Origin of the sequence: Nostoc sp. (assembly GCF_036918015.1) — a bacterium.
GTDB lineage: Bacteria > Cyanobacteriota > Cyanobacteriia > Cyanobacteriales > Nostocaceae > Nostoc.
On sequence record NZ_JBALEO010000026.1, the window covers coordinates 1 to 16,690 of the forward strand.

Here is a 16,690-nt window from a genome sequence, read left to right on the forward strand (position 1 = left end):
CCTCGGCGTTTACCATTTTTTCTAATCCTAGTAGACTTGCAGTATGGACAATGCACAGTAGAAGACCTCAATTCATCCCTCTATTATGCAACGCCGAAAATTGTTCAATAATTCTCCCTTGCTGCTTCCTTTATCCCTTGCTTCCTCATACCCCAGTCCCCAGTCCCCTGTTAAGCCTTGACAGGCTGTTTCCAAACTGCGGCGGCGTACAGCGAAGCATCGAAGTCTGGTGCGATGTTGTCGCTTGTGATTCGTGTCTCGTGCAGTGCCCAGTCGGTGAAGAATAAGTCATGAGTGATACGCGACACTATTGCCGGGACATCACGCCGGATGCTGGGCACATCGCCGATGGGCAGACCGAAGCTCACAAAACCGGCTGGGTTGAAGACGTGGATATCCTTGAGATAAGGTGCGCTACCGGGTACTTTCTCTTGGTATTCGTGGGCGCTGCCAAGGTAGGGGTGTGTGCCCAAGTCGTCGGCGCGTTGGTCGGCTGGTGGTTGATAGCGATCGCGCCAAAGTGCAATATACTGTGCAAAATCAGCCAGTTCTGGCCGCTTTGTCGGATCAACGAAATAGCCTGTGCCTGCGATCGCAAAATCGAACTCGAAAATATCGTCGTTCACCTGTGCGACGATGTGCCCACTCTGTTCGTGTGCTGCTTTCCAGTTTGCAGATAGGTGTAGGTGGAAATTCGGAAATGCGATCGCCCGTTCAATTGCGTCGGTTGGTGGTGTAGAACCAATTTGACGAAAACGCCAAGCTTGGAACCAGCGGGCTGCATCGGGTAGTTCTGGATAGTTGTAGTAAGCGCCAGGATACCCACGCACGCGATTTATCGGCAGCGATGCGATCGCCGGTCGCCGCGCAAACAAATGCACCGCCTTTGCACCCGATTCCAGCGCCACCCCTGCGGCGTCGAAGGCTGAGGCCGCAGCGCCCAGCACTGCTACAGTTTTGCCACGCAATGCGGCGAAGTCGATGGTATCGGCGGTGTGGGCATACAGCCTGCGTGGTAAACTATCTAACACTGGTGGCACGTATGGGCCACCAGTGCCAGCCACACCGTTGGCAAAGATAATCTTGCGTGTAGTCTCCACCTGTGGGACACCGTTCACCTCAAGGTGCAGGCGAAAGAAACCTTCCACTGGCTCAATCCGCACCAACCGCGTCCGATAACGAATCGGGATGCCCAAAAACTGCCGATACCAGCTAAGGTACTCAGCCCATAACAACCTGGGGATGCGGTCAATCGCTGCGTAGGCATCAGCACCGTGTCGCGCCTCATACCATGCCTGGAACGACAGCGCCGGGATACCAAGTTCAGGACCGGGCAAATTTTTCGGCGTGCGTAGCTTATTCATCCGCGCTCGATTGAGCCACACGCCAGCATGGGCCTCGTCTTCGGCCGCGTCGATCGCTGTCACGCGGCCGATGCCGGCGCGTCGCAGCGCAAATGCAAAGGTGCTGCCGCTGCCGCTACCACCCACAACCGTCACGTTATGATCGACACCTTGGCGATCGGGTATCCAGTTATCGGGATCGGGGCCGATTAGGCGTAGCGCCTCGCGGGCCCCAACATCAGGATCAGTCGTTATCGTCATGTCAATCTCCCAAGGTGAAACACTATGAGGATGAGGGGGATGAGGAAGAATAATTTCCCCCAATTCCCTCATCTCGCCTTTTATGCCACTACTAGGTTCTTGTCTACTTGTTTAAATTCGGTGTTACCTACCTTGGATTCAATCGCTGTACCCTTGAAGAAATCGGGGTTAGCTTGGGTGTAAAACTTGTAGGGATTAGCGAATACATAGGATTTGAAGTCGGCTTCGGAAATAACGCCTTCTTGCACGAGATCCCAGCTTTCAGCCAATGGGGAAGTTAAGTCTGGTACATCCCAGTGACCAACATCGGAGGAATAAATGGCGTTGATCTTGACTCCCAAGGGATTGGCTTTGTCATTGAATGCCGTAGCGATGGTGCGATCGTCGGACTCGGAACCAAAGAAGAAACTATTCACCCAGCGATCGCGGATGTCTTCTATTGTTTCAATACCTGCGGCGGCAAAATCGTTCAATTCGCTACCAATTGGCGCACGACTATGACGGCTGAATGAAGCTCCCAGTACAGTTTTGGTCAATTCATCCTTATCGAGGGAATGCCCTTGAGTAACTTCTGCACCGTAGCGCTCAAATATCTCAAATAGCTCATCAGCATTGGTCAACGCTGGATTGTAGTTTTGCAGTGCCTTGATATTGCGCTTCAAGAACCGATCCACCAAATGAATGTAGACACGCGCACCCCAATCTGCGCCACCTTCCAGCATTGCTACACGTAACTGGGGAAAACGCTTGGTAACACCGCCGAAGAACAGCGCCTTTGCAAATGCTTCCGAACCATCGGCGAAGTGACCAATATGGTTGTTCATGTAGTTACTGATGGAGGAGCGTCCAGTCCAACCCTGACTGCCGTAATGGGTGGTGACGGGTACGCCCAGTTCCACGACCTTTGCCCAGAAGGGATCGTAGTCGTATTCACTATCTAGTCCGTAGAAGTCGATATAAGAAGCATACTTGGCGATTTCGGGGAATTTATCGGCTGGATATTTATCAGCGATCGCCTTAATCGGCCGCTTTACACCGCCAGTGATATTAATCACCTTTAAGCCAAGTGTTTTCACGGCAAACTCTAACTCCTCAATGCCTTCTTCGGGAGTAGTTAAGGGAATGCCAGCAACCGGCGTTAGGCGATCGCTATATTTCCGGTAGATATCAGCATGATAGTGATTGACCGCGCGTTGCAGCGCCTGACGATTCTCTGCACTCGCTCCAGCCGGTGCTAAGACATTATTGGGAAACAGCACCGAATAGTCCGATCCTTGCTCCGCCTGACGCTCATAGAGCAATCCGGGGAGGGTGTAAGTAGCGAGATCCAGTGTATTTTTGGTAACTCTAGCCCACCAAGGCGATCGGATGGTGCGGTTGTATTGACGTTCTTCAGGGGTTTGTTGATACCAGTCTTTACCGTTGCTCTTGGAGTTAAGACGGGAAGCTTCAGTTTTGCGTAACTCATCTACAAGTTTCACACCGCCGTACTTAGCGATGTAATCCTCAAAAGCTGGGGTGAAATCATTGGTATGAACGTCGGTGTCGATTACTGGATAATCAAGGGTTGCTCTGATTGCAGCAGAGCGTGAGGTCTTCAATCGGCTATATTCAGTCATGTTTTTTCCTTGCCTACGGCACAAAAATTACAGGTTTTTTTCAGCATCCAATGCTGCGACAAATACATTTCTTGTAGAGACGGCGATTTATCGCGTCTCTCCACACAATTGCGTCTCTGTACAATTTTCTGTAGGTGGCGATCTACAGAAAGTACGCTTTAAAAGGTATGACATAAGCATCCATGAAAAATTCATTTACGCCACCACCAGATTCTTATCTACTTGTTTGGCGGCAAAACCATTACCCGGCCTACGCAATCCGAGATTTTCACGTAAAGTACTGCCCTCATATTCGGTACGGAACAGTCCGCGTTTCTGCAAGATGGGGACAACTAGGTTAACAAAATCATCTAATCCTGTGGGCAGAATTGGCGGCATAATATTGAAGCCGTCTGCTGCACCGTTGATAAACCATTCTTCCAACTGGTCAGCAATACTTTCAGGACTACCGATAATCGTGCGATGACCCCGCGCCGTAGCAACAGAGAGATACAACTGGCGCAGTGTGAGGTTGCCGCGATTTACAAGATCCGTCAGCAACTTCAGGCGGCTCTTACCACCGTTGGTATCACTGGGCAATGGTGGTGCGAGATCGTCGAGTGAATAGCCAGATAAATCGATGCCCTTATAACGGGTTTTCAATAAACCCCATGCTACCGATGGGTGAATTAGCGATTGCAGGAATTCGTATTTTTCCTGAGCTTCTGATTCAGTGCGGCCAATCACCGGGAACACGCCCGGCATGATTTTCAGATCGTCCAGTTGGCGGCCATATTTAGCCAACCGGCCTTTCACATCAGCATAAAATTCCTGTCCGTCTTCTAGCGTTTGGTTGGCAGTAAAAATAACTTCAGCAGTCTGTGCCGCCAGTTCACGCCCAACTTCCGAAGCACCGGCCTGGACAATCACCGGATAACCTTGAGGCGGACGACCAACATTCAAAGGGCCTTTGACAGAAAAATGTTTGCCTTTGTAGTTGAGTGTATGCAGTTTATCTGGGTCGAAATAGACACCAGATTCTTTATCTCGGATGAAAGCATCATCTTCCCAGCTATCCCAAAGACCTTTTACCACTTCCACAAACTCTTCGGCGCGTTCATAGCGCTGGCTATGCTCTAGGTGTTCGTCACGACCGAAATTACCTGCGGCATTCTCATTACCTGTGGTGACTACATTCCAGGCTGCTCGACCGTTACTCAGATAGTCTAGTGAGGCAAACTTACGGGCAAGGGTGTAGGGTTCTTCATAAGTGGTCGAAGCGGTAGCAACAAAGCCAATGTGTTTAGTTAGTGGGGCCAGTGCAGAAAATAGCGTTACTGGCTCGAACTTAGCTAATTTGCCGTTGCGCTTCAGCACCTCTGGTTCACCACTATCTTGTAGGCTGGGGCTATCGGCCAGGAAAACTGCATCGAATAAGCCGCGTTCGGCGGTTTGGGTAATTTCCTTGTAATGCTCAAAATTTAGCCCAGCATCAGCTTGTGAATCGGGGTGTCGCCAAGCGGCGATGTGGTGGCCGGTGGCTTGAATGAATGCACCTAAACGAAGCTTGCGTGTTGTACTCATATCTTTTTTTACAGTCCGATAGTTAATTGCTCTTCATGTCTGCTTCAGCACAGTGCAGATATGAAAAGTCATTTACGCCAACACCAATCTTTCATCTAGTTGTTTAGCAGCAAAACGATTGGTCGGACGACGCAATCCCAGATTTTCACGCAAAGTACTGCCTTCGTATTCGGTACGGAACAGTCCGCGTTTTTGAAGGACGGGAACGACTAGGTTAACGAATTCATCTAATCCTGTGGGAAGGATTGGCGGCATGATATTAAAGCCATCGGCTGCACCATTGTTGAACCATTCTTCTAGCTGGTCGGCGATGGTTTCGGGAGTACCAAGTATGGTGCGATGACCTCGTGCAGTAGCAAGAGAGAGATACAACTGACGCAGCGTAAGACTGCCACGAGTAGCCAAATCTTTGACTAGTTTGAGACGACTTTTGTTAGTGTTGGTGTCGCTAGGTAGTTCGGGAGCCACATCATCTAAAGAATATTGCGACAAATCCACACCTTTGTAATAGTTCTTTAAAATCCCCCAGGCGACATCTGGATGGATTAACGATTGCAGAAATTCGTACTTCTCTTGAGCTTCTGATTCAGTACGGCCAATGATTGGGAAAGCACCAGGCATAATTTTGAGATCCTCTGGCGATCGCCCATATTGTGCTAGCCTGCCTTTGATATCAGCATAAAACTCCTGGGCATCAGCTAGGGTTTGATTGGCGGTGAAAATCGCCTCGGCAGTACGTGCGGCTAAGTCCCGTCCTGATTCGGAGGCTCCAGCCTGAACAATCACCGGATAACCTTGGGGCGGACGACCGACGTTCAAAGGGCCTTTGACCGAGAAATATTTGCCCTTGTGGTTCAATGTATGTAGTTTATCCGGGTCAAAATAGATCCCAGATTCTTTGTCACGGATGAAAGCATCGTCTTCCCAACTATCCCATAGACCTTTCACCACTTCCACAAACTCTTCAGCACGTTCATAACGCTGGCTGTGTTCTGGGTGATGCTCAAGTCCGAAGTTACGTGCAGCATTCTCATTGCCTGTAGTAACTACATTCCACCCCGCCCGGCCTTTGCTCAAGTGGTCTAGGGAAGCAAACTTACGTGCCAGAGTGTAGGGTTCTTCATAAGTGGTCGAGGCGGTGGAAATGAAGCCGATGTTTTGGGTTACAGTGGACAAGGCCGAGAAGAGGGTGACAGGCTCAAAATGGGCAATTTTACCATTGCGATGCTGAGTTTCTGGAGCGCCGCCCCAGACTCCTGGACTGTCTGCCAAGAAAACTGCATCGAATAACCCACGTTCGGCAGTTTGGGTTATTTCTTTATAATGCTCGAAATTCAGTCCCGCATCTGCTTGTGAATCGGGGTGTCGCCAAGCAGAGACATGGTGTCCGGTAGCTTGAATGAATGCACCTAAACGAATTTTGCGTGTTGTACTCATGCTTTTTTCTTTTCTTAAAATTGCCTTAGCAGTAGCTTTATGGTTGGTATCGCTGATTTGTATATAGCTGAATCGGCACGAAGAAAAAGTGAAACCTCGCCTTTGCCAGGGTGTAGTGCTAAGAGACATTGCATTTAAGAGTGTGAAACCTAGCTCTACTCTTCTTAATTCCCTACACCCCAAAAGCAGTAATCTCAAGGGTTAGCACTTTTATTCGTGCCATTGGTATATGGCTACGTCAGTACTGAATGTAATCATGGAATGCTCTTTAGCAACTAAGCTTACCGTTCAGTTACCTAATAATTGCTCAAAAATCAAATAACCGAATTGTAAGCAAGTTTAATAGCACAGCAGAATTAGGAATTCTGCTGCTTGGTGCTCGAATTACCATAAATTGATCTAGTAATTTTACCCAGCAGATATGAGCCTATACGATAAATACAAAAAAAGATGTGCTGGCAATCACAATCTCATGAAATACTAATTATTAGTTTTACGAATATTAAGTATTGCAAACTATTTGTTTGCGGAGTATATAGTTATGTATGATGCCCAAAGCTTGTTAGATAATACTCTAGGTTCGCTTGACCTCTCCCCACGACTAGAAACTGAGGGTTTTCATTTCACTCTGGCAATTGTTCACCCTACTCAGTGCTGAGTAGTGAGTGCCTCAGCAAGCGAGTAAATTAATAATTACTCAGTACTTATGTACTTGGTAGAAGTCCTGCCCCTTGTGGGCGGTCTTTCAACTCACGCCCCGCTACCGCTAACAGCACTCAGAACTCAGCACTCATAACTCTTCATTGGTTTCAAGATTCTGTTTCATAGCAGCACCGATGGCATGAACAGTTGGCTCTGTACTTTGTAGCAACGTGTGTGCAACATTACTCTGGTCAAAATGACTGCGATTTTGGCTAAGTTTGTATTTCCCTTCCAGTCGTGTGATGGTCATCTCAAAACCAATAATGCCGTTCATCATTCCTTCACGAAAGTTATCGGATAAGCTATGCCATTGAGATTTATACTCAGAGCTATATGTGTCAATCATCTGCTCAATCATCTTATCCATCAATTCTGGCGAATCACCAAGGGTAATAACTTGGGGCACACCAGATGCGTGTACAGCGATGTAGTTCCACGTCGGTACACTCTCTTGCTTCTCATATAAAGATGGCGAGATATAAGCATGGGGCCCCGTGAAGACAGCAAGTGCCTCGCCTCCCCCAAACACCTGCCATTGAGGATTTGGTTTGGCAAGATGACCTGATAGCTTAACTACATTATTTTGCACTGTGACAACTAGCGGAATATGTGAGGCAACAGGAACATCATTAAGAATAGACACCAATGTGGCAAAACTATTCGCACGCATGAAGGCAACAAGTTTCTCAATATCATCTTCTCGAAAAGCATTTGGGATGTACATGATGCTTTAACCTCAGTCTCATTCCTCTGGATATGATAACGAGAGGTGTCATAGTTTGATCGTTCACTCCACACCAAGAGATAATGATTATCTCCTGGTGTAATAGACATCTCCGAAAAAGATTTAGAAACTTAAATTTACGCGCAGACCTAACCCCCCTACCCCCCTTCCCTACAAGGGAATGGGGAATTAAAGCCTCTCTCCGTTTCGGGGAGAGGTTTGGAGAGGGGTCATGCATTAATTCTCGGAGATGTCTAATTGGGAAGGCTGAAAGAGGCATTTAATGGAAGTCTGAAACCCTTACTCTAAATGCTATGAGTATACTTCCATCACTTCTGCTTCCGGTTTTACCCTAGCTTCTGCTTCCAGAAATTCAGCCACTTGCGCCTCAATTTCATCCCGGACAATTTGGCGATATTCCAAGAAATGCTCAATTTGGGCACAAACAGCTAAATAGCTACTCACCCCACCCGGATTATGCTGATGGTTTTTCACCGTCAGAGCGAAAGATACCTGTGCGATCGCCGATAGGTGTTAGCAATAACCCTTAACGCAAGGTATTGGTTTATAAGCCAATACGCTTGGGTTAAGATTTTTTGATGAAAATTTAGATCGTAAAGACGCGATTCATTGCGTCTCTTGCATTAACCTGTTCTTTTTGTGACTTGGCAAATTGGCAACTCTAAGAAAATTAACTGTGTTATTTTCAATACTATACAAGGTGTATTTGCACTTTCAAGCTATTTAGACGGGCTGCAACCCGTCTTTTTTATCCCTGGATCATTTTAAAATCTAGTTTCCGGGTAGAACTGAAAATGCTCTTTCAATGCGACTCTGCCGCTAATTCAGGAGGCAGCAAGCAGCAGCCCATTAATCTGCATTCCCACTCAGAGACTCTTGACAAAACAATCTCTAAAAGCTAGTTATAGACTGGCTTTAACCTTAAGTTGACACGTATGATTATACCTGTGCCCTTATGTTAGTTCCAGTCCACCTTGATAGCCAGTGACAATGCGGCCACCATCCTTGAGGATGTGGATTTCTATCTGGTCGCTAGCCCAAGTAATCTGGTCTTGGAAAGCCGGGTTTAACACCCGAACGCGTTGATTGCTAGAAGAGACTGGAGAATTTGGAGAATTAATTGCCAGAGATTGTACAAAAGGCCCGTCAATCAAAATATCGAGTTGTTCTAACAATGCTTGGGAACCTGGCGGTGCAGATTGGGATTGTAGCTGCTTAAGAGTAAACCCAGTAAAAGACATGACATTTAAACCAGCAGCTTTTACCTTCTGGGCTAAAGATGCCAGTGCAGCCGCTTGCCAAAACGGTTCTCCACCAGAGAATGTTACACCCGTGTTGCGGGGATTGCTGAGAATATTTTCGGCTAGAGCATCAACAGCAATTAATTGGTTAGCCTCAAAAGACCAAGAGTTAGTATTAAAGCAGCCAGGACACTCACGCAGACAACCTTGTACCCAGACGACTGCACGACAACCAGGGCCATTAACTTCTGACTGATCGACGTAACCCATAATATTGAGATAGCCTGGGGGAATTTCCATGAGTGCTAGCGATGGGTCAGTTGGCTTAATTTCCATCTCTTTAACTCCTTTTAGTCGTTAACTGTTAAATATAGCGAATCTCCAGTTAGATAACCGTGACAATGGTTATATAACTGGAGATTTAATTAATGATTAATCTCTCAAAAATTTTGGGGGTTTGGAAAAGTCTGCTTGAACTTGCTAGACTGAATTTTTTAGGATTTTTGTCAAATTTATTACACAATTGCTACAAAAATAAATGATGAGAATTTTCTCATCAAAGTTTCATAAAAGACTCATGTAAGCTTGGGAAGCTACTTAAGTTAGTATGGCATCCATTCACTGAATAACTTAGGGACATTTAACCATGAGACTGATGGTATATTCCCACGATGGCTTCGGTCTCGGTAATATTCGCAGAATGCTGGCAATCTGCACCCACTTACTTGATTCGATTCCAGGACTTTCTATTTTAGTTGTTTCTGGTTCGCCGATGCTGCACAGCTTTCGGATTCCGAAAAGACTCGATTATATTAAATTACCCTGCTTAAATCGGGATTCATTAGGTGAAATATCTGTCAAGTATCTGGAGACAGAAATTAATGAAACAGTGAAATTACGCTCAGAGTTAATTTTATCTGCGATCGCTAATTTTAAACCCGATATATTTCTAGTAGACAAAAAGCCTTATGGTATCCGTAATGAATTAAAAGCGGCTATCGAATATCTCAAAATAAAGTTGCCGGAAACTTCCCTAATTCTCCTGCTGCGCGACATTTTAGATCATCCAGATGTGACAATCCCAGAATGGCAAAAGCATAGTTACTACGAAGCAATACAAAAATTTTACGATCGCGTGCTTGTTGTTGGTAATCCCGAAATTTTCGACATTCGCCAAGAATATCAACTACCGCCAATGGTTGCCCAGAAGGTAGAGTTTTGTGGCTACATCCGCAAACAAGTAGGGCGTAAAAGTCCAAATCTCATCCGTAGTGAGTTGCGATTAAATCCAGAAGAACAACTCATTTTAGTTACGCCGGGTGGTGGGGAAGATGGTTACAGGTTAATTGACACATATTTATCGAGTTTGGTATTGTTACCAGCGTCCCATAAATTACGAAGCTTAATTATATGTGGCCCAGAAATGCCTCTAGAACACCAAGCTGCACTGAAACTGAAAGCTGCTGTATATCCCCAAGTGCAGATAGACGAATTTACCGATGATTTAATGAGTTACATCGCCGCCGCAGATGCCGTAGTCGCAATGGGTGGCTACAACACAACTTGCGAGATTCTCTCAGTTGGTAAGCCAGCAGTAGTAGTACCCAGAATTAAGCCATCACGAGAACAGTGCATTCGTGCAGAGAATTTGGCAAAATTGGGGGTTTTAGCAGCGATTCATCCAAACCATCTGACTCCAGATATATTACTGCGATCGCTGTTACAACAACTCCAAACTCCGCAGATTTCTCAAACAGCAATTAATCTCAATGGTTTGCCCCAAATTACCCAATACATCTCTACCTTACTAGCAAAAAAAAAGAGCGTGATTCCATTTTGCTACAACCAATCAGTAAAATTACCGAAATTGGCGATGATTGCCAAAATTGTTTAAGTAAAAAGTAAGAAGAGTATTTATTTTATCTTTCGTTTGCCTGATTTCAACCATCCAAAATGACAGAGGTGAAACTTTCATGAAACGTATTATGTTTTACTGCCAACATATTTTAGGTATGGGGCATCTGGTTCGCAGTCGGGAAATTGTACGGGGTTTAACCAAAGACTTCCAAGTTTGTTTTATTAATGGTGGTGAAATAATTCAAGGATTTGAAATTCCTGCTGGTGTGGAAGTTATCAATCTGCCTGCAATTAAAACTGACCCAGAATTTTCTGAACTACAAGTAGTAGATGATGCCTTTAGCCTTAATGAAGCCAAAGAAATTAGAAAAAATCGACTTCTGGAAATCTTTCAGCAATTCCAGCCTGATATTTTGATTGTTGAGTTATTTCCTTTTGGGAGAAGACGCTTTTCTTTTGAATTAATTCCATTATTAGAATTAGCAAAATCAAATAAAGGGTCAACTAAAATAGTTTCTAGCTTGCGAGATATTGTAGCTGTTAAACCGGAAAAACAAGTAAAGCATGAAGAGAAAGTATGTAAGTTAATCAACAAATATTTCGATATGCTGTTAGTTCACAGCGACCCAGAATTAGTCCCACTAGAAGCAACCTTTTCTAGAGTTAATGACCTCAAATGTCAAGTATATTACACCGGATATGTCGTGCAAGAGCCACCAACAAATCCTATTTTAACCGATCAAGATCGGGAAATTATTAAATCAGATAAACCCCTAATTTTAGCTAGCGTCGGAGGTGGGAGATTTGGTCATGATTTGCTTGAATGTGTAGTTAATACAGCCCCTTTTTTAGAGAAACTATTGCCACATCATATTCAGGTTTTTACTGGCCCATTCATCCCAAATTCAAAATTTAAAGAACTGCAACAAATGGCAAAATTTAGTAAAAATATCTATATTCGACGCTATACTCCTTACTTACTAAATTACATGAAAAAAGCAGACCTTTCGATCAATATGTCTGGCTATAACACCACAATGAATATTTTAACAACAGGTGTACGAGCGATGATTCTTCCCTTTACAGGCAATCAGGATCGAGAACAAACAATTAGAGCCGAAAAGTTAAGTAATTTAGGAATTGTTAAATTTATTAATCATAATTATTTGCAACCTGATTATCTGGCAATTAATATTATTAATTACCTCAAAGAGCAGCCTAATAAAATTAGCTTTGATTCTGGAGGAGTTGAAAAAACTGCAAACATCTTAAAAGCTTTAGCAGTCAAGCAAAAAGTTGCCTAGCTTGAGAAAGGGAGTAGGGTATATTGATTTTTTATCCAAAATCCAAAAACTAATAGTAGATAAAATCCCAGAAAATCCAATCATGGATAAAACAAAAATTTGTATTACTACACTTGAATATCCACCCGATGTTGGCGGGGTTGGTGAGTCAGTGCATCGGATTGCAAGGATGCTAATTGACAGAGGCTATGAAGTTCATGTTGCAGTTTTTCGCTCGAAAGAACGGCTAGTTTCTGATGGAAGTCGCAGACGAGCAAGTTGCATCTCAATGCTTCAAGATGGTGTGTTTGTGCATCGCCTTAAGTCAGCCATTCGTACTCAGACAACAGAAATTCAAGACTTTTTTAGCGACGTTTACTTTCAACTCAAATATCTGCATCAAAAACATAATTTTGACTTATTTCACGCCTTTTTTCTGAATGAAACAGGTTATGTAACGACGCTTTTAGCAAAAGAAAATGATGTTCCGGTAATTAATAGTGTTCGCGGTAGCGACTTGCACAAACATATTTTTAATCCTAAAAATCATGCTCAGATAGCATGGATTTTAGAGAATTCTGATTGGGTGACATTTGTCAGCCGTGACTTGCTCAAAAGAGCTAGTGTTATTACTCCAAGTGTCAAGTTAAAATCATCAGCTTTCTGGAATTCCATCGCACCTATCGACTTTGAGGAATTCCCCACCCCGTCTTTAGTTAAAGAATTGCCAGGTATTGTTATCGGTTCATCGGGTAGATTTCGAGATAAGAAGGGGATTGAATTTCTCCTCGATGCCTGCGCCGATTTGGGTAAAGAGTTAGATTTAACACTTTTACTGATAGGTGATTTTGTTGAGAAAGAAGGAAAGTATTGGCAGCAACAAATACAACAAAGTGAAATTGGTCATCGCCTCCATATTACTGGAATTACCAGCCGCCAAGAAGCTTTAGCTTATTTACCACATTTAGATATTTTTGCAATTCCTTCACTGCATGATGGTTGCCCGAATACGCTGTTGGAAGCAATGTTGGCGAGTCGAGCAATAATTGGCACTCGTGTAGATGCGATCGCAGAAATCATAGAAGATGGTGTAGACGGTTTACTTATCAACCCCGGCAGTACAGAAGAATTAATTGCTGCAATCCGATATTTGGCAACACAACCAGAACTGCGACAAAAGTTGGGTGCATCAGCTAAGACAAAAGTAACTCAACAGCTTGCCCCATCAGTAGAATATCAAAACTGGATGAATGTTTACCAACGAGTCTTAAGGATGTCTGATGCAGCTTTGTTAGGCGAAATATATCTCGTATAGAGAACGTCAAAACTCTTTTTTTCTCTCTCTGCGCCCTCTGTGTCTCTGCGGTTAATTATTTATTTAACCGCAGAGGCGCAGAGAACACAGAGAGAAGAGAGGAATTCATTTTGTAAAAACAGAATTTGAACCATGAATAAAGCAGAAATAATCATAATTGTTTCGCAGCGTGAGCGATTCAGTTATACCCGCGAATCTTTAGAAAGCATTTACGAACACACTCAATTACCTTTCTCCCTAATTTATGTAGATGGCGGTTCACCTCAGCATATCCAGCGCTACCTCCAAGAACAAGCCGCAAAAAAAGGATTCCAATTAATCCGCACAGAACATTACCTTTCACCCAACCAAGCCCGTAACCTCGGTTTACAACAAGTTAATAGCGAATATTTAGTATTTATTGACAACGATGTAATTGTCAGTCCAGGTTGGCTCAACTCCTTACTCGAATGCGCTAAAGAAACAAACGCGACTGTAGTCTGTCCGCTAACTTGCATTGGCAAGCCTTTGGGGGAAACAGTACATTTAGCAGGGGGTGAAGCTCATATTGTTATCGAGCCACAGGAGACTGGAATCAAGCGACGGGTGCATGAAAAACATTACTTTGTAAATCGGAAAGTTGCTGAGGTGCGGCATCAGCTTCATCGCCAACAATGCGAGTTTGCCGAGTTTCACTGTATGTTAGTTCACACCGATATTTTTGAGCAAATCGGGCTGTTAGATGAGGGATTTCTAAGCACACGAGAACACATCGATTTTTGTCTAAAAGTAGCTGAAGCCGGAGGTACATTTTACTGTGAACCGACTTCGGTAGTTACTTATGTACCAGGGCTAAAGTTTGAATTGTCAGAACTAGCATTCTTTATGTTGCGTTGGAGTAATGCTTGGGAAATTGCTAGTTTAGAACACTTTTCTAAAAAGTGGAATTTGACAATGAATGACAAGTATTTCAAGAAACGCTATAAGCGGATGGGGCATCGTCGCCATCAGGGATTTTTGAAACCGTTGCTAAGTCGTCTTACCTTTGGGCAAAATCCTCTGTGGCTGGAGAAAATAGCGATCGCTCTTGAAAGAAAATTAAATTACTATATTAGCGCTCGCTATACTCATAATTCGTAATTCGTAATTCGTAATTCGTAATTCGTAATTTTTGAAAGTCAGATTTAGTTTGGGTTTTGGATTATTTGTATGATATGGCGCATCGAGATCCTAAAAGTCTAAGGTCTGCGTTACCAGGAATTGTGCGGATTTTGCAACGGTTTTCGCCCCAGTTGAGCAAACAAAAGGCGCTACTGATTGTGTCTTTTGTAGCATTGATAGCTGAAATTTTCTTGCACCTGCTGGAACCCTGGCCGCTAAAGTTTATTTTTGATTACATCCTTGTAGCTGGTTTTCGGCCTGAGTCTTTGGGTATTCCCCTACTTTCAGAACTTAGCCCGTTTGCCCTATTAACAGGCTTGACGTTGGGGTTAGTAGCGATCGCTTTACTTCGCGCTACTGCTGCTTACTTCAGTGTGGTGGGCATGGCACTGGCAGCTAGTAATGTGTTAACTGAGATTCGCTCTGAACTTTACAGTCATCTCCAAAATCTCTCTTTATCATTTCACCACAAAGCCAAGAGCGGCGATTTAATTACCCGCGTTACCTCCGATATTGAACGACTGCGGGAGGTGACGGTGATGGCAGTATTACCCCTAATTGCCCATTCCCTCACCTTAGCCGGGATGATTTTTGTCATGTTCTGGCTGAATTGGGAACTAGCGCTGATTGCCGTCGCCGTCTTTCCCTTATTTATTTTCTTCACCACCCGCTTGACAAAACGCATCCGCCAAGTAGTGCGATCGCAACGTCAACGCGAAGGGGCAATGGCGGCAACGGCGGCGGAATCCATCGGGGCAATCAAAGTTGTGCAAGCTCTCTCTCTGCAAAATATGCTGGAGAGTAACTTTTCCGGTCATAATCGCCAAAGTTTAAAAGAAAGTGCCAAGGCGCAAAAACTCGCAGCCGGTTTAGAACGAATGGTGGAACTGCTGGTAGGAATTGCCACTGCTTTAGTGTTATGGCGGGGTGTGCAGTTGGTATTGGCAAAGGCAATTACACCTGGGGATTTACTCGTATTTGTCAACTATCTCAGGATTGCTTTTAAGCCGATGCGACAACTTGCCAAATACACCGGACAAATCGCTAAAGCTACCGCTTCCGGGGAGCGCATCCTGGATGTGCTGGATACAGTACCCGAAATCCGCGATTCGCGGGGAGCAATGGATGCACCGCCTTTGTTAGGAGGTGTGCAGTTTGAAAATGTTACCTTTGCCTACAAACCAACCAAGAGAACTTTACACAACATCAATTTTGAGGTGCAACCTGGTCAACACGTCGCCTTAGTGGGGCCGTCTGGTGGCGGTAAATCCACCTTAGTAAGTTTGTTGTTGCGACTTTATGACCCCTTAGAAGGGCGGATTTTAGTTGATGGTCACGACCTGCGCGAATACAAGGTGCAATCTATTCGCCAGCAAATTAGCGTGGTGTTACAAGACAGCGTTTTATTTGCTGCCAGCGTCAGAGATAATATTGCCTACGGGTGTTTGGGGGCTTCAGACCAAGCAATTGAACAAGCTGCGCGTTTAGCAAATGCCCACGATTTTATCATGGCGCTACCCGAAGGCTACGAGACTATTTTAGGTGAGAGAGGGGCAACACTTTCGGGAGGACAACGGCAGAGAATTTCTATTGCTCGTGCTGCTATTCGTCAAGCTGCGATTGCAATTTTAGATGAGCCAACCACTGGTTTAGACAACGAAAACGAACACGCCGTCAATGAAGCACTCGATCGCTTGACTCAAAAATGCACTACCTTTGTAGTTTCTCATAATCTTAGAGCCGTTGAACAAGCCGATTTAATTCTCTACATCGAAGACGGACAGATTTTAGAGCAAGGTACGCATCAAGAATTACTGCACTTAAGTGGACGTTACAGCGCAATGTATGCCTTGAAATCTGCGAGAAATTCCCATCAGAGTCCTCATGTAGAGACGCGATTTATCGCGTCTTTAAAGACCAATTATCTACACCAATAACCCTTAATATCATGTCCGCATAATTAGTTATGCTAACCACAGTCATTGCACCCCACACGCCAGTCGCTCATGGGGGAAACCCCCAAGACCGCGCTGGCTCCCCTTAATCCCCTCCCCGCTTGCGGGGAGGGGAGACAAAGCGTAGCTTTGGCGGGGGTGGGGTTCTTCGGGTTTAATAAGCAATCAAGCGGACATGATATAAATGAACTTTGTACAATGGCATCGAGACTATTACGGTAAATAAAAA

11 protein-coding genes and 1 pseudogene are annotated in these 16,690 nt (G+C 44.6%); 5 read left to right on the forward strand and 7 right to left on the reverse strand.

The window, feature by feature from the left end; all coding sequences use genetic code 11:
- Positions 1-170: 170 nt before the first annotated feature.
- The 7 genes and pseudogenes from V7K61_RS06460 to V7K61_RS06490 all read right to left on the reverse strand — a co-directional run bounded on the left by V7K61_RS06460 (position 171) and on the right by V7K61_RS06490 (position 9,247).
- The gene (locus tag V7K61_RS06460) at positions 171-1,235 is read right to left on the reverse strand and encodes a SidA/IucD/PvdA family monooxygenase (protein WP_335051981.1); all 1,065 of its coding nucleotides are present in this window, start codon (positions 1,233-1,235) and stop codon (positions 171-173) included.
- A gap of 449 nt (positions 1,236-1,684) precedes the next feature.
- Positions 1,685-3,223, reverse strand: a complete 1,539-nt coding sequence (locus tag V7K61_RS06465) for an amidohydrolase family protein (protein ID WP_335051983.1) — start codon at positions 3,221-3,223, stop codon at positions 1,685-1,687.
- A 195-nt stretch (positions 3,224-3,418) separates the two neighbouring features.
- Positions 3,419-4,786 (reverse strand): LLM class flavin-dependent oxidoreductase, encoded by a 1,368-nt coding sequence (locus tag V7K61_RS06470; protein ID WP_335051985.1) that lies wholly within the window; start codon positions 4,784-4,786, stop codon positions 3,419-3,421.
- A 72-nt stretch (positions 4,787-4,858) separates the two neighbouring features.
- The gene (locus V7K61_RS06475; protein WP_335051987.1) at positions 4,859-6,223 is read right to left on the reverse strand and encodes an LLM class flavin-dependent oxidoreductase; all 1,365 of its coding nucleotides are present in this window, start codon (positions 6,221-6,223) and stop codon (positions 4,859-4,861) included.
- A 790-nt stretch (positions 6,224-7,013) separates the two neighbouring features.
- Positions 7,014-7,649 (reverse strand): FMN-binding negative transcriptional regulator, encoded by a 636-nt coding sequence (locus V7K61_RS06480; RefSeq protein WP_335051989.1) that lies wholly within the window; start codon positions 7,647-7,649, stop codon positions 7,014-7,016.
- 312 nt (positions 7,650-7,961) lie between these two features.
- Positions 7,962-8,135, reverse strand: a pseudogene (locus V7K61_RS06485) (DUF4070 domain-containing protein); the annotation flags it as partial.
- 488 nt (positions 8,136-8,623) lie between these two features.
- Positions 8,624-9,247, reverse strand: a complete 624-nt coding sequence (locus V7K61_RS06490) for a 4Fe-4S single cluster domain-containing protein (protein WP_335051991.1) — start codon at positions 9,245-9,247, stop codon at positions 8,624-8,626.
- 310 nt (positions 9,248-9,557) lie between these two features.
- Between V7K61_RS06490 and V7K61_RS06495 the strand changes: the two genes are divergently transcribed.
- From V7K61_RS06495 to V7K61_RS06515, 5 genes are all read left to right on the forward strand, one after another.
- A complete protein-coding gene (locus tag V7K61_RS06495) occupies positions 9,558-10,805 on the forward strand; it encodes a glycosyltransferase family protein (protein ID WP_335051993.1) in 1,248 nt (415 codons plus the stop codon).
- Positions 10,806-10,884: 79 nt separating this feature from the next.
- A complete protein-coding gene (locus V7K61_RS06500; RefSeq protein ID WP_335051995.1) occupies positions 10,885-12,072 on the forward strand; it encodes a glycosyltransferase family protein in 1,188 nt (395 codons plus the stop codon).
- Positions 12,073-12,154: 82 nt separating this feature from the next.
- The gene (locus tag V7K61_RS06505; protein ID WP_335051997.1) at positions 12,155-13,366 is read left to right on the forward strand and encodes a glycosyltransferase; all 1,212 of its coding nucleotides are present in this window, start codon (positions 12,155-12,157) and stop codon (positions 13,364-13,366) included.
- Positions 13,367-13,498: 132 nt separating this feature from the next.
- Positions 13,499-14,485, forward strand: coding sequence for a glycosyltransferase family 2 protein (locus V7K61_RS06510; protein WP_335051999.1), 987 nt, complete (start codon positions 13,499-13,501; stop codon positions 14,483-14,485).
- Positions 14,486-14,559: 74 nt separating this feature from the next.
- A complete protein-coding gene (locus tag V7K61_RS06515) occupies positions 14,560-16,443 on the forward strand; it encodes an ABC transporter ATP-binding protein (RefSeq protein WP_335052001.1) in 1,884 nt (627 codons plus the stop codon).
- Positions 16,444-16,690: the final 247 nt, after the last annotated feature.

Coding starts and splice junctions, on each gene's coding strand:
- V7K61_RS06500 (WP_335051995.1), top strand. CDS start 10,885: ATGAAACGTATTATGTTTTACTGCCAACATATTTTAGGTATGGGGCAT.
- V7K61_RS06495 (WP_335051993.1), top strand. CDS start 9,558: ATGAGACTGATGGTATATTCCCACGATGGCTTCGGTCTCGGTAATATT.
- V7K61_RS06475 (WP_335051987.1), bottom strand. CDS start 6,223: ATGAGTACAACACGCAAAATTCGTTTAGGTGCATTCATTCAAGCTACC.
- V7K61_RS06490 (WP_335051991.1), bottom strand. CDS start 9,247: ATGGAAATTAAGCCAACTGACCCATCGCTAGCACTCATGGAAATTCCC.
- V7K61_RS06505 (WP_335051997.1), top strand. CDS start 12,155: ATGGATAAAACAAAAATTTGTATTACTACACTTGAATATCCACCCGAT.
- V7K61_RS06480 (WP_335051989.1), bottom strand. CDS start 7,649: ATGTACATCCCAAATGCTTTTCGAGAAGATGATATTGAGAAACTTGTT.
- V7K61_RS06465 (WP_335051983.1), bottom strand. CDS start 3,223: ATGACTGAATATAGCCGATTGAAGACCTCACGCTCTGCTGCAATCAGA.
- V7K61_RS06470 (WP_335051985.1), bottom strand. CDS start 4,786: ATGAGTACAACACGCAAGCTTCGTTTAGGTGCATTCATTCAAGCCACC.
- V7K61_RS06515 (WP_335052001.1), top strand. CDS start 14,560: ATGGCGCATCGAGATCCTAAAAGTCTAAGGTCTGCGTTACCAGGAATT.
- V7K61_RS06510 (WP_335051999.1), top strand. CDS start 13,499: ATGAATAAAGCAGAAATAATCATAATTGTTTCGCAGCGTGAGCGATTC.